We start from the raw sequence: 21954 nt of genomic DNA, 5'->3' as shown, positions 1-21954 counted from the left end.
CGTCCGATCACCGGCGATGCGGTCGATGCCGGATCAGATCCGGTATTTGTGGAGCTGGTTGGTGTCCTGGTCGGCGATCCAGAGGAAGCCCTCGGAATCGATGGCCACGCCGCCGGGCAGGAAGCCCAGGTCGGTGGAGCGGAGGTGGTCGCCGTTGTCGTTGAACTTCTGGATGCGACCGCCGTTGGCCTCGTCGATCACCCAGATCGCGTCCGAGCTGTCGAGGGCCACGCCACGGGGGAAGGTGAACTCGCCGTTGGCGGTGCCGGCGCAGGTCCCCTGCGCCAGGCAGTCCACCGCGCCGGTGACGAACGCGTTGTGGCCCTTGCCGATCCAGCCGCGGGGGCTGAGGTCGAGGAACTTCTGGACGCGGTGGTTCACCGGGTCGGTGATGTAGAGGATGCCGCGGCCCGCGTCGGCAGCCATCGCGGGCACGTGGCCGTCGCCGACGCCGAAGGCGAAGGCGCCGGCGCTGGTGCCCGGTCCGAAGAGCGCCGGATCCGAGAAGCCCGTGGTCGGCACGCGGTAGATCTTGTCGTCGCCGTTGGCCACCCAGACCCGATCGTCGAGGAAGCCGAGGACCACCGGGCTGCTCCAGGTGGTGCCGCCGCTCAGGTTGGTGCCCAGGGCACCGCTGGCGGCGAAGCGGAAGACCCGGTTGTTGCCGGTGTCGGCGACGAAGAGCTCGCCGTTGCCCGCCACCGCCACCGCGCCGCGGGGGAAGCGGAAGGCGTTGGCGTTGGTGGAGCCGGTGCTCGGGCAGCCGAGGCCCGAGGCGGTGTCCGAGGTGTGGAGGCCCATGGTGGCGCCATCGTTGCCGAGGAAGCCGCCGAAGCTGCCGCTCTCGTCGACGATCTGCACCTGCTGGCCGGTGTACTCGGTGGCGTAGAGCTTGCCGTTCGCCGCGGTGAGGCCGAAGGGGGTGGAGAGGCCCTGGGCGCCGCAGCCGTCGGCGCCGTAGGAGGCGACGAGCTCGGGATCCGAACCGAAGGCGCGGAAGCTGGTCTGCGTCTGCTCGATCGCGCCGCCCTGGCTCGACTGCACCTGGTCGCTCACCGTGACCGTGTAGTTGTAGTTCGGCGTCTGGTTCGAGGTGGTGAGGTGGATCACCCGGTTGTTCGACTGGCTCCGCTCCGCCTTGGTGACACTCAAGGTGCTCGCGCCGGAGGCCACCCGCCAGGCGCGGCGATCGGTGGCGACGCCGCCAGCAACCGGCTGGTCGAAGGTGACCGCGACCTTGTTCACCGCGTAGGCCACCGCGCCGACGAGGTTGATCGGCGCCACCACCTTGAAGGTCGCCGCGTTGGAGGAGCCGCCACCCGGCGGGTCGTTCACCACCTGGAAGCTGATGGTGCGAACGGTCGCGAAGGCGGTGGCGGGGACGTTCACCTGCATCGAGGTGGGCGAGGTGTAGTTGGAGTTCACCTCCTCGCCGTCCATCACCACCCGCGAGTCGAGGAAGAAGCCGGTGCCGGAGAGGGTGAGCAAGGTCGAGCCCGCGCCGCGGGTCACGTGGTCGGGGGCGACGCTGTTAAGCGTGGGAACCGGCTTGGAATCGCTGATGGTGAAGGTGGGGCCGTCGGTGCGGACGTAGCCCGAGCCGTAATCGGAGAACACGAAGATCGGGCCGGTGGTGGCGCCGGCAGGGACGGAGGTGTCGAGACGGGTGCCGTCCGCGGAGACGCCGAAGGCGGTGGAGGCGGTGCCGTTGAACTGCACCTTGTTCTTCGCAGCGGTCGGCGCGAAGCAGCGCCCGTAGACCTTCACGTTGGTGCCGACGTTGCCGGTCGCCGGCTCGAGCCGCTCGATCACCGGCTGCGTGCATTCCTCGGTGCCGCCGGTGCCGCCGGCACCGCCCGCGCCACCCGTGCCGCCGACGCCGCCGGTAGCACCGGATCCGCCGCTGCCACCGGTGCCCCCGGGCTCATCGGTGGAACCGCCACAGGCGGCGAGGGAGATTGCGAGCCCGAGAGCGAGCACGCGAGAAGAGAGCAGAGAGCTTCGCTGCATGGACGTCCCCACGTCCCGCTTCGAGGAACGGGACGCTCGTTGGGCCGGTGGCCGTTTCGGGACCTCGTTTGTACTAGGCCGCGTGAACCGTGGTCAATGGCGGGCGGACCCGTGGTACGTGGATTGGCGCCATGATCCAGCGCTACCTCGACCACGTCCCCCTCGTCCCCGACTCGGCATTCGTCCACCCCAACGCCACGCTCATCGGCGACGTCACCCTCGGTGAACAGGCCTCGGTCTGGCCGGGGGCGAGCCTCCGCGGCGACCACGGGGCGATCCGCATCGGGCCCCGCACCAGCATCCAGGACGGCGCCGTGGCCCACGGCACCGAGCGCCTCTCGGAGGTCCAGGTCGGGGCCCATTGCACCGTCGGCCACAACGCCATCCTCCACGGCTGCAGGGTGGCCGACCACGTGCTGGTGGGGATGGGGGCGATCCTCCTCGACAACTGCGAGATCGGCGAGTGGAGCCTGATCGGCGCCGGGACGCTGGTCACCGCCCGGAAGAAGATTCCCGCAGGGGTGCTCGTCCTCGGCAACCCGGGCAAGGTGATCCGCGACCTCACCGAGGAGGAGCGGCGCTGGATCGACTACTCCTGGCGGACCTACGTCGACTCGATCGAGCGCTACCGGGCGACGCCGCAGGCTTGACCCGCGGCGCCGCCGGAGAATGGAGACGGCGCGAAGGGCTCGAACCTTCCTCCGCCGCGGGGAGCGGCCGGACCTCTGGGCGTTTCGCGGCCCACGGGGACCCCGGTGTCCATCGCCGTCATCCTGGCAAGGTGGCGGCGTGCAGGTGGGTGGGCAAGCGCGCAGGCCCCACCGGGCGGGGCGTCACGGGCGTCACGCGACGCCGACGAGGGCGATGCCGGCCTTCTCGGCCCGGCGCACCGTCTCCTCCTCGTCGAGGAGCAGGGTCCGGCCCGCCTCCACGGCAATCACCACCGCGCCGATCTCCCGGGCCACGTCGATGGTGCCCGGACCGATGCAGGGGACGTCGAAGCGCATGTCCTGCTGGGGCTTGGCGGTCTTCACCACCACGACCCCCTTGCCGGCGAGCTCCCCCGCCCGGCGGAGACAGCGGTCGGTCCCCTCCACCGCCTCGACCGCCACCACCGAGCCCCCCTTCACGCAGACCATCTGGCCCACGTCGAGGGCGCCGAGGGCCCGGGCCACCTGGAGGCCGAGCGCCACGTCCGCGCGCTGCGCCTCGTCGGGGCGCCGCCTGGTGTAGGGGCCCTTCCTGGCGAAGATGTCCGGGCAGAAGCGGGTCGAGTCGATGATCCGGATCCCCTCCGACTCGAACATCCCGGCGACGAAGCGGAGCAGGCCGTCGTCGTTCCAGGAGGTGACCTTTGCCGCGTATTTGAGCGCGAGCAGGTCGGGTCGGAGGCCGCCGAAGACCCGGACCTTGGTGATGCCGCCCGCCATCGCCGCCTCGGCGACGCCGGCGGCGCGGAAGGCCTTCACCATCTTGCCGAACTGGCCGACGTGCACCCAGGTCACCTCGTCGGCGAAGCCCACGATCGCACGTTCGGTCTCGCCCACGTGGGCGCAGGCGATCACGCGGTGGCCAGCGGCCCTCGCGCTCTCGGCGAAGCGGAGCGGAAAGGAACCCGACCCCGCGATCAACCCCACGGGCTGCATCGTCTTCAGCGCGTGACCCCGCGCTCCGATCCCTCGATGAAGCGCAGCATGTGCTCCACGTTCGCGTCGCCGGCGAATTCGGCGCGCACCCGGGTGATCGCCTCGCGGAGCTGGAGCTTCTCGCGGAAGAGGATCCGGTAGGCGTGCTTCACGTTCCGGATCTGCTCCTCGGTGAACCGGTGCCTGCCGAGGCCCACCGTGTTGAGGCCGGCGAGCTCGGCGCGGTGCCCGGCCGCGGTGCAATAGGGCGGCACGTCCATCCCCACGCCGGTCATCCCGGAGATGAAGGCATGCCTGCCGATCCGCACGAATTGGTGCACGCCCGCCTTGCCGCCGAAGATGACGAAATCCTCGACGACGACGTGGCCGGCGAGCATCGAACCGGCGCCGAGGATCACGCCGTTGCCGAGGAGGCAATCGTGGGCCACGTGCGAGTAGACCTGGAGCAGGCAGCGGTTGCCGACCCGGGTCACCCCACCGCCCTCCTCGGTCCCGATGTGGACCGTGGCGAACTCGCGGATCAGGTTCTCGTCGCCGATCTCCAGCGTGGTCGGCTGGCCCCGGTACTTGAGGTCCTGCGGCACCGCACCCAGCGCGGCGAACTGGAAGATCCGGTTCCGCTTGCCGATGGTCGTGTGCCCCTCGATCACGGCGTGGGGGCCCACGGACGTTCCCTCGCCGATCCGCACGTGCGGTCCGATGACGGCGAAGGGACCGATCTCCACGGTCTCGTGGAGCTCGGCGGTATCGGCGACGACGGCGGTGGGATGGATGCGTGCCATGTGTTCTGCGACCTATTTGTTTGCGAGGGTCGCCATCAGCTCCGCCTCGGCGACCTTCTTGCCGTCGACGGTGGCGATGCCCTGGAGCTTCCAGAGCGGCCCCTTGCGCTTGATCACGGTCCCCTCGAGATCGAGGCGATCGCCCGGCTTCACCGGCTGGCGGAAACGCGCGTTGTCGACGCCTGCGAGGTAGATCACCCTGCCGCGCATGTCCACGTCGGAGCTGCCTGCAGCCAGCAGCGCCACGGCCTGCGCGAGCGCCTCGACGATGAGGACGCCGGGCATCACCGGGTGGCCGGGGAAGTGGCCGTTGAAGAACTGCTCGTTCACGGTGACGTTCTTGAACGCCTTGATCCGAACGCCCGGCTCCATCTCGACCACGCGGTCGACCAGCAGGAACGGGTAGCGATGGGGGAGGATCTCCTGGATCTGCTCGATGTTCACGTGCCCCTCCTCTAAGGTCCTGCGCGGCCTCGCGCAGCGGTGGCGCGCCTTCTAGCGGGAAAGCGAGGGCCTGTCGCTACGCAACGCGCCGAAAAACGGCTAGCGCTCGCCCTTCTCCAGCGCCTCGAGCCGCTTCCGCAGCGAGCGGACGTCCTTGAGCAGGTTCGGGAGCTGGCGCACCGCCGCCGATTCCCGAAGCCACGCCTTCGCGTCGGTGGAGGGGCTGCCGCCGATGGCGCTGCCCCCCTCCACGTCGCTGAGCACGAGGGTCCGCGCCGCCATGCGGACGCCGTCGCCGATCTCGATGTGGCCGACCATCCCCGACTGGCCACCGGTCATCACGCCCATGCCGATCTTCGTGGAGCCGGCGATGCCCGTCTGGCCAGCGAAGAGGCACAGGGGCCCGACTTCAGCGTTGTGACCGATCATCACCAGGTCGTCGATCTTGGCGCCCTGCCCCACCGTCGTATCGCCGATGGTGCCGCGGTCGACGCAGGTGTTGGCGCCGATCTCGACGTCGTCGGCGATACGGACCCTTCCGATCTGCGGCACCTTGAAATGCCGGAAATGCTCGGGGTCGAAGGCGAAGCCGAAGCCGTCCGCGCCGATCACCGCGCCGGGCTGCACGATGGTCCGCGCGCCGATCTCGCAGAACTCGCGGACCGTCACGCCCGGGTAGAGGGTGCAGTCGTCGCCGATCACCGCGCCGTCGAGGATGGCGCAGTGGGCGTGGACCGTGGCGCGCGCGCCGATGCGCACGCCCCGGCCGACGTAGGCGAAGGGGAGGATCGTGGCGGTCGGATCGACGGTGGCGCTCGGATCCACCGCGGCGCGCGGATCGATCCCCGCCTCGTAGCGCAAGGGCTGGTGGAAGCGGGTCGAAGCCTTCGCGAAGGCGAGGTAGGCCGGATCCACCACCAGCAGCGCCACGCCTTCGGGCCTCTCGCCCCCGGCATCTTCGCGCCCGACGATGACGGCCGCCGCCTTCGTGGCGAGGTACTTCGACCGGTACTTCTTGTTGGCGAAGAAGCTGACCTGGCCGGGCCCTGCTGCCTCGAGGGTGGCGACGGCGGAGACCTTGCGGTCGCCATCGCCCACCAACGTGGCGCCGAGCTCGGACGCGAGCTGCGCGAGGGAGATCTCCATCGCCTACTTCTTCGAGCTGCTGACCTTGTAGGTCGCGTTGTACTTGCGGACCAGGTCGTTGGTCAGGTCGAGGGACGGCGGCGCGTAGACGATGCCCGACTCGTTGGCCTCGAGCACGTAGGTGAAGCCTTCCTGCTCGGCGATCTGGCTCACCACCTGCTGCATCTTCGCGAAGATCTGCTTGGTGGCCTGCGCCTCCGCCTCGGAGAGCTCCTTCTGGAGCTTGGCGTAGAGCCCCGAGACCCGGACCAGTTCCTTGTCGAGCTCGCCCATCTTCTGGCGCAGGGTCGCCTCGTCCATGGCGAGCCGCTTCTTGTCGAGCTCGTCCTTCTTGGCCTTGAGCGCCTTCTGCTCCTGGTCGAGCTGCTTCTGGCTCTGCTCGAACTGCGACTTGAGCTTCGCCTTGGCGGCCTGGCCCTCGGTGACCTCGTTCAGGGCCCGCTGCAGGTTCACGTAGCCGATCTTGCCATCGGCGGCGAAGGCGGCGCCGGGCAGGAGAAGCGCGAAAGCGGTGAGAAGCGGAACGAAAAGACGGCGCATCGAATCACTCCAGATGTGGGCGGCCGTGGGTTCGGGTGGCCTGCACGTCGATTCGGCGGCGGCCAGCGGACACGTCCCGAAGCCAACCGCCTGCCCTCAGAAGCTGTTCCCGATGGTGAACTCGAAGAGGATCCCCTCGTCCTCGGGCCTGGGCGTGAGGGGAATGCCCCACTCGAAGCGGAGGGGGCCGATGGGCGAGAACCAGCGGAAACCGAAGCCCACCGAGTGGAAGAGGCCGAGGGGCAGATTCCGCTCCACGCCGGCGTCACCGAAGATCGGTTCGTCCACCGGCCAGGTATTGCCCACGTCGTAGAAGAGCACGCCGCGGATGCCGACCGCGTCGAGGAGCGGGACCTCGAGCTCGTTGTTGACGATGAGCTGCTTGGTGCCGCCGGTGTTGAAGCCGATGAGGCTCGACGAGGGATCGGTGACCACGCCGGGCACGTCGAGGGTCGGCGAGATCGAGCGCAGGGTGTAGCCGCGGACCGAGTTGATGCCGCCGAGGAAGTAGCGCTCGGAGATCGGCACGTTGCCAGCGGGGCTGGTGATGTAGCCGACCGTGCCCTGGGTCTTGAAGACGAGGCGCAGCGGCAGCTCGAAATACCAGCGGGAGATACCGGTCCAGCGGGTGAACTCGATCTGCGATCCGAGCCACGAGGGCGCCAGCTCCACCGAGCCCGACTGCATGAAGCCGCGGGAGGGGAAGAGTCGGTTGTTGCGGGTGTCCCAGTTGAGCGAGAGGCGCACCGACGAGGTGACGCCGTCCTCGAAGAGCTGCAGCCCCTGCACCTGCCGCTGGCTCGCCTGCGAGGAGCCGAAGGTCACCCCCACGTCCTCGAGGGTGTAGGTGGCGAAGCCGCGGATCTGGTCGTCCTCGATGAAGGGCAGCGGATGGCCGAAGGTGAGGCTGCCGCCGGTCGAGTCGCGGATGAAGGTGCCGTAGTCGGCTTCGGTGCGGAAGAAGTCGAAGGCGAAGGTCCAGAGCGTGTCGAGGAAGTAGGGCTCGACGAATTGCAGCTGGAGGAGCTGCCGGAGGCTGGAGAGCTGCGCCGAGAGCGAGGCGGACTGGCCCCAGCCGAAGAAATTGCTCTGGCTCACCTGGGCGGTGGCGATGAAATTCTCCACCGAGGAGAAGCCGGCGCCGACCTGGAAGGTCCCGGTGGGCCGTTCCTTCACCTCGACCACACCGACGATGAGGTCGTCGGCGCTGCCGCGGCGGGTGCTGATCTGCACGAGGCCGGTGCGCGGATCCGCCTCGAAGAAGCCGAGGGCCGTGACCCGCTGCTTGGAGCGTTGCAGGGCGGTCCCGCTGAAGAGATCGCCCTCGTAGATCCGCAGCTCCCGGCGGATCACCTTGTCGCGGGTCTTCTCGTTGCCGACGATCTCGATCCGCTCCCAGCGCACCTTCTTGCCCTGCTCGATCTCGAAGGTGAGGTCGACGGTGCGGTCCTCGGCGTTGACCGAGGTGAGGGGCGTGATGTTGACGTAGGCGTAGGCCTCGTCCTGGTAGAGGTTGGTGAGGGCCTGGATGTCCTGCTGGAGCTTGGTGCGGGAGAAGATCTCCCCGGGCTCGGTCCGCATCAGCAGGTCGAGGGCTTCGCGGTCCGCGATCAGGTCGCCGGCGAAGTCGAGGGTGCCGATGGAGAATTGCTCGCCCTCCTCCACCGGGATCGTGATGTAGATGAACTGCTTGTCCGGGGTGAGCGCGACGACCGGCTTGCCGAAGCGGACGTTGATGTAGCCGTTGTCGTAGTAGACGGCCTGCGCCGCCTGCATGTCGCGCTGGAAGATCTCCTCGCGGTAGATCCCCGTGCCGGTGAGGAAGGAGAGGAAGTCGCCTTCCTTGGTGATCATCACCGCCTTGAGCTCGTCGGCGGTGATCTTCTCGTTGCCGAGAAACTGGATCCGCTTGACGACGACCTTGGCGTTCTCGTCGACGACGAAGACGACGTCGACCTCGTTCTCCGGCAGCTCGACGATCCGGTAGTCGACGGTGGCGAGGTAGAAGCCCTTCTCGACGTATTGCTCGAGGAGCTTGCCGACGTTCCGCCGGACGGAAGCGATGTCGAGGATCTGGAAGGGCCGGACGTCGAGCGCCTCCCGGAGGTCGTCGGTGGAGATCTCGTCGTTCCCCTCGATCCGCACCTGGCGGATCGCGGGCCGCTCCTCGACCACGACGGTGAGGACCGTACCTGCCGCGGTCTCGTCGGCGTTGATCTGCACGTCCTCGAAGAAGCCGAGGCCGAAGATGGTGCGGAGGTCCTCGCGGATCTGCGCCCGGTCGATGGTCGCTCCGACCTTGGTCCGCATCGCGTTGCGGACGGCGTCGGGCTCCACGCGGCGGGTGCCCTCGACCCGGATCTCGGCGACCCTGCCGCCTTCCACGTCGGCGGTGCCGGGGAGCTGCGCCGTGGGCGCACCCGTGGCCTGCGCCGCGGCGGCGAGGGGAAGCAGCAACAAGGCCCAGAGGGCGATGGCAAAGGCGCTCAACCGCATGCGAATCCGGGTAAAACGGGCCCGGACCATAGGCGTTCGGGGCTTGCCGTACAAGCGGAATTGATGGAGTTTCCCGCGCCGATGGGCCTTCTCGACTTCCTCCGCTCACGCGTCGCGCAGCGCCGCCCGCGCGCTGCCGGGCTCCTCGCCGGGCTCCGTGCCCGCGTGCCCGGCGGCAGCGCTGCGGGTCTCCTTCCGCCCCCGTCGGAGGCTGCCGCCGAGGCGGAGCGGCGCCTGGGCGATCGCTTCGCCGCCGAGCTCCACGCCTACGGCGCCAGGGAACCTGCAGGCCTCGGTCGCCGGATCGCGGCGCTGCTGGCGGCAGCTGCCCGCAAGCGGCCCGACGAGCTGGAGGAAGCGCTGGGTGGTCTGCAGCCCTGGGAGCTGCCCGCGCTCCTCGAGAGCCTCGAGGCCCGGGGGGATCTCCCCCGCTCCGCCCTCGTTGCCACCGCCCGGCTCCTGGCGGAACGCACCGGCAGCTGGGAGGTGCTCGCCGCTGCCATCGGGCTCGTCGGCCTGGCGCCGGCGCCGGAGGATCTGCCGCTCTTCGAGACGGCGGCCCGCTCCACCGCCCTCGCCGGCGTCTGCGCGATGAGCGCCGAGCCCCTCGGCCCGGAGGTCCTGCTCCGGCTCGCCCGCCGCGCCGAGGGGATCGGGCGGGCGATGGCCCTCGAGCGGCTCGGCCTCGCCACCGCGGACGATCCGCAGGCGTTGGCGCCCCTCGCAGCGGAAGCGCTCCGGCTCGCCGGCACCATCGAGGATCCGGCGGCGCGGGCCTACGCCGCGGTGCCGCTCCTCGAGCTGGCGGACGCTGCGGCGCTGCTCGCCGACGACCCGGCGCTCGCCGATCCCATCGCCGCCTGCCTCGAGGCCGCGGCCCGCGGCGGCTGGAACGGCGGTCCGGGCCCCGGCCTGGGAAGGCTGCCGGGGGCGACGAAGGCGGCGGAGCTGATCCTCGCCGGCGACCTGCCCGAGGAGGTCCGCAGGCGCTGCGCCCGGGCCGTCCTCGCTGCCCATCCGATGCCGGCGGGGCCGGTGCGCAAGGCCGCCCAGACGTTGCTCGACGCTTCGGCCTGAACGCCGGCCTGTCACCGAAATGACATTGTCATGGGACTGACAGTGTGGCCCACGGCTTGCTACCCACACCGGGGGAATTGTCCCACCGGAGAAGCGATGGCCCTGCCTGCAGCCCCCACCCCCGCCGCCAAGCCGCTCCTCGTCCACGGCGCCGATTCGCCGATCGCCGAGCTGGCCCGCGTCTCGCGGCGGATCGCACGCAGCGACGCGACCGTCCTCCTGACCGGCGAGACGGGAACCGGCAAGGAGGTCTTCGCCCGGCTGCTCCACGCGGCGAGCCCGCGGGCCGAAAGGCTGCTCGTGCCGGTCAATTGCGGTGCAATTCCGGAGGCGTTGCTGGAGAGCGAGCTCTTCGGCTACGTGCGGGGCGCCTTCACCGGTGCCTCCTCCCCCCGGCGGGGCAGGATCGCAGCGGCCGAAGGGGGCACGCTCTTTCTCGACGAGATTGGCGAGCTGCCGCTCTCGCTTCAGGTGAAGTTGCTCCGGGTCCTCCAGGAGCGAAGCTACGAGCCGGTGGGAAGCACCGAGCCGGTGGCAGCCGACTTTCGCCTGGTTGCCGCCACCAACCGCGACCTCGCCGCCGAGGTGGAAGCAGGTCGCTTCCGGCAGGACCTCTACTTCCGCCTCCTCGTCTGCCCGATCGAGCTGCCGCCACTCCGTGAGCGCCCGGGCGACGTCGTTCCCCTCTTTTGCCACTTCTGGGGAAAGCGCGGCGAGACACGGCAGGTCGAGGCTTCGGTCTTCACCGCCCTCGAGGGCCACCGGTGGCCCGGCAACATCCGCGAGTTGGAGAACCTCGTGGAACGTCTCTCGGTCTGCGCCGAGGGCGAGACCGTGTGCCTGCACGATCTGCCCGCGTCCCTCCGCGGCGGCGCCATCGAAGTGACGCCGCGCGAGCCCCCCGTCCTGCACGCCGATCCGATTCCCCCGCCTGCTGCCGAGTCCGTCATGCCGCTGGCGCCGCCGGTCGACGATGTGCCCTTCGCGCCAGAGGCCGAGGCGAACGCTCCCTGCGCGAACCAGGACCGCGAGGCGCTCGAAGAGCGCACGCCGGCGCTCTCCCTTCCCACCCTTCCCGTGAACCTGCCCCAGCTCCTCCGGGAGATGGAGGACCGCCTCATCGTGGCGGCCCTGGCGCAGTCCGGCGGAAACAAACGAGCCGCGGCGGATCTACTCGGATTGCAGCGGACCACGCTGGTGGAGAAGCTCCGCCGCAGGCAGGTTTCACCGTCAGCACCTTGACGCCCCAGAGGGCCGCTGCCGCCTTCTCGACCCGGTCTGGACGGCACGTCGGCTGCAGGACAGAGGGGCGTGTCCACCCGCCCGCTCCTCCTCCACCTCCTCATCGCGCTCGCTCTTCCCGCGAACGTCGCGGTTGCCGCGCCCGCGCCCCCCGGGCTGCTCGCTGCCGCAGGCGTGGAGTACGTGGCGTTGCCCGCCGGCCGTGCCCCAACCCTCGAGGTCGACGCGCTCGGCGCCCGCCTCGTCCTCCGGGGCGCCCGCGGCCTGCGCGCCGACGCGCTCGGTCCCACCTGCCCGAGGCTCGAGGAGCGGGCGGATGCGATCGTCCTCCACTGCGTGAGCCGCCGCATCGCGGCGAACCTGCGCCCCGGCGCCCTCGAGATCCACAGGCTGCGCGGCCTCCCCTGGCGCGCGGGCCCGGACGGCCCGCCGCTCCTCGCGCCGGAGGCAGGCGCGGCCGAAGCACGGGCGGCGGCAGTGCGGCGCGGCGACCTCGCGCTCGCCGACGGGGACTGGGCCACCGCCCTCGCGGCCTGGAAGGAGGCTGCCGGCACCGGAAACTGGGGACGGCTGGCTACCGCCCGGATCTGCGAGGTCACCGGGAGCTGCTTCGGGACGACGCAGGAAAGGGCGATCTTCGACGGCGTCGGCCTCCCCCGGCTGCTGCGGATCGACCTGGACCTCCGCGCCGCAAGGGCGCGGGCCTTCCACGGTGACCTCGGTGGTGCACTCCAGCGTCTCGGGCCGGGCAGCGGCGCCGCGTGCGCCCATGCACCTCTTCTCTGCAGGCGCATCGTGCTCGAGGGGCTGCGCAGCGACGATCCGGTGGTTCGAGCCGACGCCCTCGCCGCCTTCGCCGACCTCGACGACGAGGCCGGAAAGCCGCTCGCAGCAGCCCTCGCGCGCGCTGCCGCGGAGGTGGCAGCGGAGACGGGCGCGCCCGCCTTCGGCGCCAGGTCCCTGTCGGCCACGGTGGAAGAGGCGGAGGCCGACGAACTGCCAGCGCACCTCCTCCGTGCCGCCGAGCTATTCCTCGAGGCGGACGACCTGGTGCGCGCCGAAGTCATCCTCGCCTTCGCCAGGCGGCGGCTGCCACCTGCCCTGCTCGCGTCCGCGTCCTGGCGCGCCGTCGAACGGGGCCTGGAGCCGGCGGCAGCAGCGCCGCCGCTGCCGCCGGCTCCCTCTGCGCCGACGGAACGATCCTCGGCGATCGCCGACGATCTCGACGCGGCGCGGACGGCGGCGTCACGAGCACGCGGCGAGGCACGCGCTTCGCAAGGCGAAGGCTCCCCGGAAACGATGACGTCGCGGGAGACCGCCGCAGGGCGACAGCAGGAGGGAGCACCGTGAAACTCTTCGACCCGACGCTCGCACAGCTCGAGAGCGCCCTCGACGTACGCATGATCCGGCACAACGTGCTGGCGGGAAACCTCGCCAACGCCGACACGCCCGGCTACGTGGCGCAGGACCTCGACTTCGCCCGGGCGATGGCAGCGGCAGTGGCGTCTCCCGCGTCCGCACCGCTGCCATCGGAGGGCCACATCCCGCTGGCAACCGCGGGAGGCGGTACGGTCGAGAGCGCTGCCGTGCTGGCGGCCGGCGGATCTCCTGGCCACGACGGCAATTCCGTCGACACCGACCGCACCCTCGCCGCCCTCGCGGAGAATGGCCTGCAGTACGGGGCAGCAGCCAAGACCGCAGCCCGCAAGCTGGCCATCCTCCGCTACGTCGCCTCGGACGGCGCAGCCTGATCGGACGAACGATGAACTTCTTCACTGCCCTGCAGATCAGCGCTTCCGGCCTTTCGGCGCAGCGCACCCGCGTCGACCTCGCCACCTCCAACCTGGCGAACGCCCAGTCCACCCGCGGCCCCGACGGCACGCCCTACCGCAGGCTGGATCCCGTCCTCGAGGCGGTCCCCTTCGAGAGCCAGCTCGATGCGGCAGGCGCCGGCGCAGCCGGCGTGCAGGTGGCGTCGGTGGTGGCGGATCCCGGTCCCGGCAGGAAGGTCTTCCAGCCGGGCCACCCCGACGCGAATGCCGACGGTTTCGTGACGCTTCCCGACGTCGACCCCATTCACGAGGTCGTCAATCTCATGTCGGCATCGCGTTCCTACGAAGCGAACGCCACGGCGGTCGAGACGCTCAAGACGATGGCGCAGCGCGCGCTGGAGATCGTGAGGTAGCCATGGGACCGATCGGACCAATCGAACCGGGAAGCGCCGTCGCGGTCGCCCGGCCCACGGAGGGGGGCGCCGGTTTCGGCAACGAGCTGGCGCAGGCCCTCTCGTCGCTCGATGCATCGCAGCGGCAGGCGGACACCGCAGCCGCGGCCCTCGCCGCCGGGGGTGGCAACCTCCACGAGACCGCACTCGCCCTCGAGAAGGCGGACATCGCCATGCGCGTCGCCGTCAAGGCGCGCAACAAGGTGGTCGAGGCGTACCAGGAAGTCATGCGGATGAGCCTGTAACGAAAGCATGGAAGCCCTCCTTCGCCAGCTGCGGGCGCTGCCCGCCCGCCTCCGGACGCTCCCCGGTCCCACCCGTCTCCTGCTCCTCGGCGCCCTCGGCCTCGCCGCAGCAGTGGCGATCGGCGTTGCCGTCGCGCAGAGCGGCGGCGACGACTTCCGCTATGCCTTCACCAACCTCGCGCCGGAGGACGGCGCCGAGGTGACGGCGCAGCTCCAGGCAGCGGGGATCCCGTTTCGACTGGAGGCAGACGGCACCGCCCTCTCGGTTCCCGCGGCAAAGGTCTACGACGTCCGGCTGCTCCTCGCCGCAGCGGGGCTTCCCCGGGGCGGCGGCGTCGGCTTCGAGCTCTTCGACCGGGGCGACCTCGGGATCTCCGAGTTCACCCAGCGGGTGAACTTGCGCCGGGCGATCGAGGGGGAGCTGGCGCGCACCATCGGAAGCCTCGCCGCCGTGCGTTCGGCCCGCGTGCACCTGACCCTCGCCGAGCGCGGCCTCTACCGCGACGAGGATCGGGCCGCGACGGCGTCGGTGGTCCTCAACCTCCGCGCCGGGCGCATCCTCGGGGAGCGGGAGATCGCCGGCGTGCAGCATCTGGTCGCCGCCGCGGTCCCCGGACTACTCGCCGCCAACGTCACGGTCGTCGACGGGACGGGACTGGTGCTCTCCGCGGCGGACGACGCCGCAGCGGTGGTCTCGAGCGGCCAGCGCCGCCTCGAGCAGGAGCTCGAGAGCCGCGTGGTCGGGCTCCTCGAGCCTGCCGTCGGCGCCGGCGCAGTGGTCGCCCGGGTCAACGTGACGATGGACAGCAGCGAGGTGAACACCCGCCGCGTCGTCTACGACCCCGACACCGCGACCCTGCGCAGCGAGCGCCGGACGGTGCAGCGCCGTGACGCAGGGAGCAGGGACGGGGGCGGCGTAGCCGGCGCCGCGGCGAACGATCCCCTGGCAGCGGCGGCGACGGTCGCGAGCGGCCAGCGGAGCAGCTCCGACTCGGAAGACGAAATCCGGAACTTCGAGATCAGCCAGACGACCACCCAGACCGTCGCGAAGGGCCCGCGGCTCGAGCGGCTCTCCCTGGCGATCCTCGTCGACGGCGCCGACGGCGCCCCCCGCTCCGACGCCGAGCTGGCGCGCCTGGGCGAGCTGGCGAAGCGGGCGGTGGGTTTCGACGCGGCCCGGGGCGACGACTTCGAGATCAGCAGCGTGGTCTTCGGCAGGTCGGCGGATGCGGTCGACGAGGCGGCGCCTGCAGTGGCGGCGGCCTCGCCGCTTCCGCCCTGGGCCTGGGGGGCTGGAGCTGCGGCGCTGCTCGCCCTGCCCATGCTCACCGTTCTCGCCCTGCGCGGACGCCGCCAGGCCCAGCCGGCGCAGCCGGTGCTCCGCACGGGCGCGACCGTCGCGGAGATCGAAGGGGAGCAGGCGCAGGGCCTCGAAGCCCCGCGACGCCCCGCCCTCGCCGACCCCGAGGCTGCGGTGCGGGAGCGGGCCCGCGAACTCGCCAGCCGCGACCCGGCGCGCGCCGCGTATCTGATCCGGGCCTGGCTCGCCGCCGATGCAGCGCCAGAGGGAGAGAAGAATGGCTGATCCCCTTGCAGCAGGCGCCGGCGCGCGCCGCGCCGCTTCGGTCCTCCTCGGTCTCGGCCCCGAGGTGGCGAGCGAGGTCTTCCAGCTCCTCGGCGAAGCCGACGTCCGCGAGCTGGCCCGGGGGGCGCGCGATCTCCGGCGTGCGCCGAACGGCGAGCAGAGCGGCGCGCTGCGCACCTTCGTCGAGTTGATGGAGGGCCCGAGCGGCGAGGCGCTGGCAGGCGACGAGCTGCTTCGGGACTTCGCCGCCCGGGCGCTTGGGCCGGAGCGCGCCCGCCGTGCCTTCGAGCCGGGGGCCGTGCCCCGGGAGCCGGAGGAGGTGCTGGGCCCCATCGTCCACGCCGACCCCGAGGCGCTGGCCATGGTCCTCGCCCGTGAGCAGCCGCAGACCGTCGCGCTCGTGCTATCCGCGATCGATGCGGAGCGCGCCGTGGCCGTGATGGAGCACGTGCCGCAGGAGCGCCGCGGCGAGATCGTGCGGCGCATGGCGGTGGTGGAATCGGTGGCGCCCGAACTGCTGCGCGAGGTGGGACGCGCTCTCGCCTCCGAGCTGCAGGCGATCGTCGCCGGCGGGATGCGCAAGGTGGATGGCAAGGCCGCAGCGCTCGAGATCCTGCGCCGCACCTCCGCCGATCGGCAGGCCGAGGTGGTCGCGGCAATCGAGGAGAGCGATCCGGCGCTTGCAGCGGATCTTCGAACCCGCCTCTTTACCTTCGAGGATCTCTCCAGCCTGGGCGATCGCGACATCCAGCAGCTGCTCAAGGAGATCGACGCGGGCAGGCTCGCCGTCGCGCTCAAGGGGGCCACCACGGAGCTTCGGGAGAAGGTGCTGCGGAATATGTCGAGTCGGGCCGCGGAGGCGGTCCGGGAGGACCTCGAGGCGATGGGGCCGGTTCGCGTCGCGCTGGTCGAGGCGGCCCAGGCCGAGCTGGTCGCAGCGGCCCTCGAGCTCGCCGGCACCGGCCGCATCACCCTCGTTTCCCCAGCGGACAAGCTGATCTAGGAGCCGCGTCGTGTCGCATGCCGCCGTTCGAAACCAGCTCCGCCCTCCCGGCTTCCTCCGCGGCGTCTCGCCTCGTTCCGCGCAGACCCCGCCCTTCCTCGCCGAGGAGGAGGAGGCGGAGGCGGAGGCAGCGCTCTCGGTGCCCGCACCAGCTCCTGCGCCGCCAGCGGAGCCCGTGGCTCCGCCTCCTGCGCCCCCGGCGCCCCCGGATCCGCCGGCAGAGCTGATCGCCCGCTACGAGGCGGCGATCGCCGCGCTTCGCCAGCAGGGCGATTGGCTTGCGGCGCAGGCACGGTCCGACGCCCTGGAGATCGGCTTCCAGGTAGCGCGCCGCGTGCTCGAGCGCGAGCTCGCCACCAGTCCCGAGCCTCTCTTCGCCCTGATCCGTTCCGCCATCCGGCGCGCTGGTGAGAGCCGCTCCCTGACCCTGCGCCTCCACCCCACGGATCTCGCGGCGGTCGAAGCAGCCGGCACGCAGGCGGGCCTGTCGGTGGCGCAGCTGCGCCTCGAGCCAGACTCGTCGCTGCAGCGAGGCGATTGCGTCGTCGACACCGGCGTCGCCCAGGTCGACGGCAGGCTCTCCACCCGCCTCGCGGAGTTGCGGCGCAGCGCGGAGCAGGCCCTCCTCGAGGAGGAGGGATGAGCCTCCTGGATCTCGGACGGCTCGCGCAGGCCCTCGCGGAGACGGAGCCCCTTCCCGTCGAGGGCAAGGTACGCCGCGCCACGGGGCTCCTCATCGAGGCCTCGCTGCCCCGGGTCGCGGTGGGAACCGCCTGCGAGATCCGGACGGAGGGGAGAACGGTGGCTGCAGAGGTGGTCGGCTTCGCCGGCGGCACGGCGCTGCTCATGCCCCTGGGGGCCATGCAGGGGATCTGCGAGGGCTGCGCCGTGGTGCCGCGCAGCAGGGCCGCCGACCTCCCGGTGGGCGATGGGCTGCTGGGGCGGGTCGTCGATGCGGCGATGCGGCCGCTGGACGGGGGCCCGGTGCCGCTTCTCCGCGCGCGCGTCCCGATCCACGCGGCGCCTCCAGCGGCGATGGAGCGCCGGCGCATCGCAGCCCCGCTGCCCACCGGCGTCCGCGCCATCGACGGGCTCCTCACCCTCGGCGAGGGACAGCGGATGGGGATCCTCGCCGGAGCCGGCGTAGGCAAGAGCGTGCTCCTCGGCATGCTCGCCCGCAGCAGCGCCGCCGACGTGATCGTGGTGGGTCTGGTCGGCGAGCGCGGGCGCGAGGTGCGCGAGTTCGTGGAGCGCGATCTCGGCGCCGAGGGCCTCGCCCGGGCGGTGGTCGTGGTGGCCACCAGCGACGAGGCGCCCCTCGTCCGCGTCCGCGCCGCCATGTCCGCCACTGCGGTGGCGGAGCATTTCCGCAGCAGGGGCAGGAAGGTGCTGCTCCTCCTGGACTCCCTCACCCGCGTGGCGATGGCGCAGCGGGAGATCGGCCTTGCGGCAGGTGAGCCACCCACCACGAAGGGCTATCCGCCCTCGGTCTTCGCGCTGCTGCCGGCAATCCTCGAGCGCGCCGGGAACGACCGCGGCACGGGTAGCATCACCGGTCTCTACACCGTCCTCGCGGAGGGTGACGATCTCGCCGACCCCGTGGTCGATGCTGCGCGTTCCATCCTCGACGGGCACCTGGCGCTCTCCCGCAAGCTCGCGGGCGCAGGCCATTTCCCCGCGATCGATCCGCTGGCCAGCGTGAGCCGGGTGATGAGCGACGTGGTCCCCGCGCCCCACCTCGCTGCGGCGGCTGCGGCCCGGCGGATCCTCGCAAACCATGCGGAAGCCGCCGACCTGATCGACGTGGGGGCATACGTGGCGGGCTCCAATGCAGCGGTGGACCGGGCGATCGAGCGGATCGGGCCGTTGCGGGCCTTTCTGCGCCAGGCGCCCGACGAGGCGACACCGCCTGCGCAGGCGCTGGCGCAACTCGCTCGCGTGGTGGAGGGCGATCGTGCTTGAGGCGATCCTCCTGGCGTCGGTTCTGCTGCAGCCTGTCGTTGGCCTGGCGGCCCCCCCCGCTTCGCCGGTGGCACCCAGCCCGCCCACCGCCCCCGTGACGCCCGAGCCAGCGGTTGCGCCGCCAGGGCCCGGGGCTGCGTCGCCGAGGTCCGAGGTGCAGGCACCGCCGGCGACGCCAGCAGGCGAGCCGAGCCTGCGCGACGAGCTGCGCGCCGCGACGCGCCGGCAAGATGAGGCGCGGAAGGCGCTGCAGCGGGAGCGGGCCGCCCTTGCCTCGGAGCGGGTGCGCCTCCAGAAGCTCGCAACGGAGATCGAAACCGCTCGCAAGGCACTTCGCGAGGAGACCGCCCGTCTCGAGGCGCGCCTGCAGGCGGGCCAGCAGGAAACGCGCCCGGCAACCGCGCCAGCCAGCAGCGGCGAGCCGCCCCCGGAGGAGCGGATCGAGCTTCTGGCCCGAGCGGTCCGGGGCATGCGCGCCGAGCAGGCGGCGCTGGTGCTGGCACGCCTGGAGAGCGCGCTTGCGGTGCGGGTCCTCGCCAGGATGCGACCGGCGGACGCCGGTGGCGTGCTCGGACGGATGGAACCTGCGCAGGCGGCACAACTGCTCGCCGCGCTGGCGCAGCTGCCGGTGCCGGTGCCGGCGGCGGAGGTTTCGAAGTGAAGATCGTGCAGGCCAGGTTGCCGTGCCTCGCCGCGTTGGTGGCCGATCGCCCGGGATGCGCGCCCTTCGCCGTCGAGGAGGCCGCCACGCCGGCACGCCTCGAGACCGCCGGCGTAGCGCCCGCCGCGTCGCGTCCCCGCAGCGGCGCTCGGGAATGCGAGGCGCCCGAGGCGCCCGCCTTCCCCCCGTTCGCCATGGCGGCAGGCGCCGTGGTGCAGGTCGTGCCCGCGGCCATCGAGGCCATCGTTGCAGGCTCGCCCCAGCCGGCGCAGGTGCGCGCCCCGCAGCCTCCAGCAGCGCCGCTTCCCGCAACCGTCCAGCGCCACGTCGGCGCGCGACTCGAGAGGATGGCCCGGGCGCTCGACGTGCCGCCCCCACGACAGTCCCACGAGTCCGTCGTCGCCCCGCCACCACCAGAGGAACCGGCCCCCCCGGCCGTGGAGGAGCGGGCGCCGGCGCTCGATCTCCGTCTCGCCGCCGCCCCCACCGCTTCCGAGCCCGCAGCCCCGCAGCAGGTGCGCTTCACCGCACCTCTCCCGCCGCCGCAGCAGCCCGAAGGATCCGGCCTCCTCGTCCTGGGCGAAGCCGGCACCCGTCTCCACCTCGATACCGGTGAGAGCGGCGCGCTCTCGGTGCGGATCGAGGTGCGCGACGGCGCCGCCGATCTCCGCGCAGCCGGTCCCGCGGCGCACCTCCTCGCCACCCACAGCGGCGACCTCCGCGTGGCCCTCGCCGCCGAAGGCCTCCGGCTCGGTACCCTCGAGACGGGGAGCGATCCCCGATCCGGATCGGGCTCCGGCGGTGGCGCCGCCCCGCAGCACGAGCGCGACCCGCCGTCGAGCGGCGAGGGTCCCCTCCACCGCGAGCCACCCGCTCCTCCGCCACCATCCTCCTCCCCAGCGCGGCACGGCCGCCTCCACGTGAAGGCCTGAAACGATGAACGCCAGCGCGATCGGCGCCAGCTCCACCGGCGGCGCCGCCGAGTCGAAGAACAGCCTGGGCAAGGACGAGTTCGTGAAGCTGCTGGTGACGCAGCTGAGCAACCAGGATCCGACCGCCCCGATGGACAGCAAGGATTTCGTGGCCCAGCTGGCGCAGTTCGCCAACGTCGAGCTCCTCCAGGGGGTAGAGGGACGCCTCGACGCACTCCTCGTCGCGCAGGCCGCCAACAACCAGACCGCGGCGGCAGGCCTCGTCGGCAGGGAGGTGCTCTACCGCACAGACGAGATCCAGCTCGGCGAGAGCGGCGCCACCGTGGTGGCGAACCTCGACGCACCAGCTGCCAGCGTCACCGTAACGATCCAGGACGAAGCAGGAAACACCGTGCGTACCCTGCGCCTCGGCGCAGCAGCCGAAGGTCCGCTCGACGTCGCCTGGGACGGCAGGGACGACGGCGGCACGCTTCTGCCGCCCGGGTCCTACGGGGTGAAGATCGTCGCCGCCGACACGGATGGCGCCAGCGTCCCCGTGGAGCAGCACGCCAGGGGTGTCGCCCACGGCGTCTCCTTCGAGAACGGCTTCCCCGAACTGCTGATCGGAACGACCCGCATCAAGCTCTCCGAAATCGTCGAATTGCACACCGCCTGATCTGGAAGGATTCGCAGATGATCTCCTCGCTCTACACCGGCGTCACCGGCCTGGCCGCGAACAGTCTCGAGCTCGGCGTGATCGGCGACAACATCGCCAACGCCAACACCATCGGTTTCAAGGGAGGCCGCGTCGCATTCGAGGAGGCCCTCGCCCAGAGCATGATCGGGGGCGTCGGCACCGGCCTCGGCGTCAAGCTCCAGGCGGTACAGCGCATCCTCAGCCAGGGCGCGCTTCTCACCACCGGCCTGGCCACCGACCTCGCCCTCCAGGGCCCGGGCTTCTTCGTGGTGAGCGGCAGCCACGCGGGCCGCGAGGGCTCGTTCTTCACCCGCGCCGGCCAGTTCACCATCGACGCCGACGGCTACCTCGTGAACCTCGAAGGGCTGCGGGTGCAGGGCTACGCCGCCGACGGCGCCGGCACGGTGGGCGGCGGCCTCGGCGACCTGGCGGTCGGCGACGTCTCCTCCCCGCCGCGCGCCACCGAATCGATCACCCTGCGGGCCAACCTGCACGCGGACGCGGAGCTGGTCGGTCCCTGGGACGTGGCACAGGCAGGCGCCACCTCCAACTTCAGCACCAGCGTGACCGCCTACGACTCTCTCGGCCGCGCCCACCAGCTCGAAGTCTACTTCCGCAAGAACGGCGCCGGCGACTGGGAGTGGCATGCGGTGACCGACGGCGGCGGGCTGGATGGCGGCACCGCCGGCACGCCCACCGAGGTCGCCTCGGGCACCCTCACCTTCGACAGCGACGGCGCCCTCACCGCCTCCACCCAGCAGTCCAGCTTCTCGCCGTTGGGTGCGAGCGGCCCGCAGGCGCTCCAATTCGACTTCGGCAGCCCCGGCTCCACCGAGGGCGTCACCCAGTTCGCTGGCGCCTCCGCGGTGAGCTTCCTCAGCCAGGACGGTTACGCTGCCGGCGAGCTCACCGGCGTGAGCATCGACCGCGAGGGCCGGGTGGTCGGCGCCTTCACCAACGGCCAGAGCCGCGTTCTCGGCCAGGTGGCGGTGGCCAACTTCGAAGCGCCCGACCAGCTCGAGCGCCTCGGGGGCAACCTCCTCGGCCTCCTACCGCTGGCGGGCCAGCCCACCATCGGCGCGCCCGGCTCCGGCGGCAGGGCAACCATCGCCGCCGGCGCGCTGGAGCAGTCGAACGTCGACCTCGCCACCGAGTTCGTGCGGATGATCACCGCCCAGCGCGGCTTCCAGGCCAATTCGAAGACGATCACCACGGCCGATCAGCTCCTCTCGGACCTGATCCAGCTCAAGCGGTGAGGCGGCCCCTTAAGACTTCGACGCTCC

22 protein-coding genes and 1 tRNA gene are annotated in these 21954 nt (G+C 71.6%); 15 read left to right on the top strand and 8 right to left on the bottom strand.

Annotated features, from left to right (window positions below; genetic code table 11):
- Positions 1–33: 33 nt before the first annotated feature.
- The gene (locus ACESMR_RS22860; protein ID WP_373049453.1) at positions 34–2010 is read right to left on the bottom strand and encodes an IPT/TIG domain-containing protein; all 1977 of its coding nucleotides are present in this window, start codon (positions 2008–2010) and stop codon (positions 34–36) included.
- Positions 2011–2141: 131 nt separating this feature from the next.
- On the opposite strand from ACESMR_RS22860, the gene ACESMR_RS22855 reads away from it, so the two are divergent.
- On the top strand, positions 2142–2660 hold the full coding sequence (locus ACESMR_RS22855) for a gamma carbonic anhydrase family protein (RefSeq protein WP_373049452.1): 519 nt from the start codon (positions 2142–2144) through the stop codon (positions 2658–2660).
- A gap of 20 nt (positions 2661–2680) precedes the next feature.
- Here ACESMR_RS22855 and ACESMR_RS22850 read toward each other — a convergent pair.
- The 7 genes from ACESMR_RS22850 to bamA all read right to left on the bottom strand — a co-directional run bounded on the left by ACESMR_RS22850 (position 2681) and on the right by bamA (position 9064).
- A tRNA-Gly gene (locus ACESMR_RS22850) sits at positions 2681–2780 on the bottom strand.
- A gap of 72 nt (positions 2781–2852) precedes the next feature.
- Positions 2853–3656: an LpxI family protein gene (locus tag ACESMR_RS22845; RefSeq protein WP_373049451.1), complete on the bottom strand. Its 804-nt coding sequence runs from the start codon at positions 3654–3656 to the stop codon at positions 2853–2855.
- Positions 3657–3661: 5 nt separating this feature from the next.
- Complete coding sequence (gene lpxA / locus ACESMR_RS22840) at positions 3662–4438, bottom strand: acyl-ACP--UDP-N-acetylglucosamine O-acyltransferase (RefSeq protein WP_373049450.1); 777 nt, start codon at positions 4436–4438, stop codon at positions 3662–3664.
- Between the two features lie 12 nt (positions 4439–4450).
- Positions 4451–4882: a 3-hydroxyacyl-ACP dehydratase FabZ gene (gene fabZ / locus ACESMR_RS22835; RefSeq protein WP_373049449.1), complete on the bottom strand. Its 432-nt coding sequence runs from the start codon at positions 4880–4882 to the stop codon at positions 4451–4453.
- 99 nt (positions 4883–4981) lie between these two features.
- Positions 4982–6028: a UDP-3-O-(3-hydroxymyristoyl)glucosamine N-acyltransferase gene (gene lpxD, locus ACESMR_RS22830; RefSeq protein WP_373049448.1), complete on the bottom strand. Its 1047-nt coding sequence runs from the start codon at positions 6026–6028 to the stop codon at positions 4982–4984.
- Between the two features lie 3 nt (positions 6029–6031).
- Positions 6032–6568 (bottom strand): OmpH family outer membrane protein, encoded by a 537-nt coding sequence (locus tag ACESMR_RS22825; protein ID WP_373049447.1) that lies wholly within the window; start codon positions 6566–6568, stop codon positions 6032–6034.
- A gap of 96 nt (positions 6569–6664) precedes the next feature.
- Entirely contained in the window at positions 6665–9064 is a 2400-nt protein-coding gene (gene bamA, locus ACESMR_RS22820) for an outer membrane protein assembly factor BamA (protein ID WP_373049446.1), read from the bottom strand.
- Positions 9065–9127: 63 nt separating this feature from the next.
- Here bamA and ACESMR_RS22815 point away from each other — a divergent pair, with 63 nt between their 5' ends.
- The 14 genes from ACESMR_RS22815 to ACESMR_RS22750 all read left to right on the top strand — a co-directional run bounded on the left by ACESMR_RS22815 (position 9128) and on the right by ACESMR_RS22750 (position 21927).
- A complete protein-coding gene (locus ACESMR_RS22815; protein WP_373049445.1) occupies positions 9128–10141 on the top strand; it encodes a hypothetical protein in 1014 nt (337 codons plus the stop codon).
- Between the two features lie 96 nt (positions 10142–10237).
- Positions 10238–11383, top strand: coding sequence for a sigma-54 interaction domain-containing protein (locus tag ACESMR_RS22810; RefSeq protein ID WP_373049444.1), 1146 nt, complete (start codon positions 10238–10240; stop codon positions 11381–11383).
- A gap of 69 nt (positions 11384–11452) precedes the next feature.
- Positions 11453–12733 (top strand): hypothetical protein, encoded by a 1281-nt coding sequence (locus tag ACESMR_RS22805; RefSeq protein WP_373049443.1) that lies wholly within the window; start codon positions 11453–11455, stop codon positions 12731–12733.
- Positions 12730–13134 carry a flagellar basal body rod protein FlgB gene (gene flgB, locus ACESMR_RS22800; RefSeq protein ID WP_373049442.1) on the top strand — a complete coding sequence of 135 codons (405 nt, stop codon included), beginning with the start codon at positions 12730–12732 and terminating at the stop codon, positions 13132–13134. The genes ACESMR_RS22805 and flgB overlap by 4 nt, the downstream gene beginning before the upstream one ends.
- An 11-nt stretch (positions 13135–13145) precedes the next feature.
- On the top strand, positions 13146–13568 hold the full coding sequence (gene flgC, locus ACESMR_RS22795) for a flagellar basal body rod protein FlgC (RefSeq protein WP_373049441.1): 423 nt from the start codon (positions 13146–13148) through the stop codon (positions 13566–13568).
- Positions 13569–13570: 2 nt separating this feature from the next.
- Positions 13571–13852 carry a flagellar hook-basal body complex protein FliE gene (gene fliE, locus ACESMR_RS22790; protein WP_373049440.1) on the top strand — a complete coding sequence of 94 codons (282 nt, stop codon included), beginning with the start codon at positions 13571–13573 and terminating at the stop codon, positions 13850–13852.
- 7 nt (positions 13853–13859) lie between these two features.
- Positions 13860–15437, top strand: a complete 1578-nt coding sequence (gene fliF, locus ACESMR_RS22785) for a flagellar basal-body MS-ring/collar protein FliF (protein ID WP_373049439.1) — start codon at positions 13860–13862, stop codon at positions 15435–15437.
- The gene (locus tag ACESMR_RS22780; protein WP_373049438.1) at positions 15430–16440 is read left to right on the top strand and encodes a flagellar motor switch protein FliG; all 1011 of its coding nucleotides are present in this window, start codon (positions 15430–15432) and stop codon (positions 16438–16440) included. Before fliF ends, ACESMR_RS22780 begins: the two co-directional genes overlap by 8 nt.
- A gap of 10 nt (positions 16441–16450) precedes the next feature.
- Positions 16451–17083, top strand: coding sequence for a FliH/SctL family protein (locus ACESMR_RS22775; RefSeq protein ID WP_373049437.1), 633 nt, complete (start codon positions 16451–16453; stop codon positions 17081–17083).
- Complete coding sequence (locus ACESMR_RS22770) at positions 17080–18402, top strand: FliI/YscN family ATPase (protein ID WP_373049436.1); 1323 nt, start codon at positions 17080–17082, stop codon at positions 18400–18402. The genes ACESMR_RS22775 and ACESMR_RS22770 overlap by 4 nt, the downstream gene beginning before the upstream one ends.
- Before the next feature lie 154 nt (positions 18403–18556).
- Entirely contained in the window at positions 18557–19063 is a 507-nt protein-coding gene (locus ACESMR_RS22765) for a hypothetical protein (protein WP_373049435.1), read from the top strand.
- Positions 19060–19995, top strand: a complete 936-nt coding sequence (locus ACESMR_RS22760) for a hypothetical protein (protein WP_373049434.1) — start codon at positions 19060–19062, stop codon at positions 19993–19995. The genes ACESMR_RS22765 and ACESMR_RS22760 overlap by 4 nt, the downstream gene beginning before the upstream one ends.
- A gap of 4 nt (positions 19996–19999) precedes the next feature.
- Complete coding sequence (locus tag ACESMR_RS22755; protein ID WP_373049433.1) at positions 20000–20650, top strand: flagellar hook assembly protein FlgD; 651 nt, start codon at positions 20000–20002, stop codon at positions 20648–20650.
- 17 nt (positions 20651–20667) lie between these two features.
- The gene (locus ACESMR_RS22750) at positions 20668–21927 is read left to right on the top strand and encodes a flagellar hook protein FlgE (protein ID WP_373049432.1); all 1260 of its coding nucleotides are present in this window, start codon (positions 20668–20670) and stop codon (positions 21925–21927) included.
- Positions 21928–21954: the final 27 nt, after the last annotated feature.

Origin of the sequence: Vulgatibacter sp., from assembly GCF_041687135.1 — a bacterium.
Lineage (GTDB): Bacteria > Myxococcota > Myxococcia > Myxococcales > Vulgatibacteraceae > JAWLCN01.
This window is presented reverse-complemented; position numbering and strand designations above follow the sequence as displayed.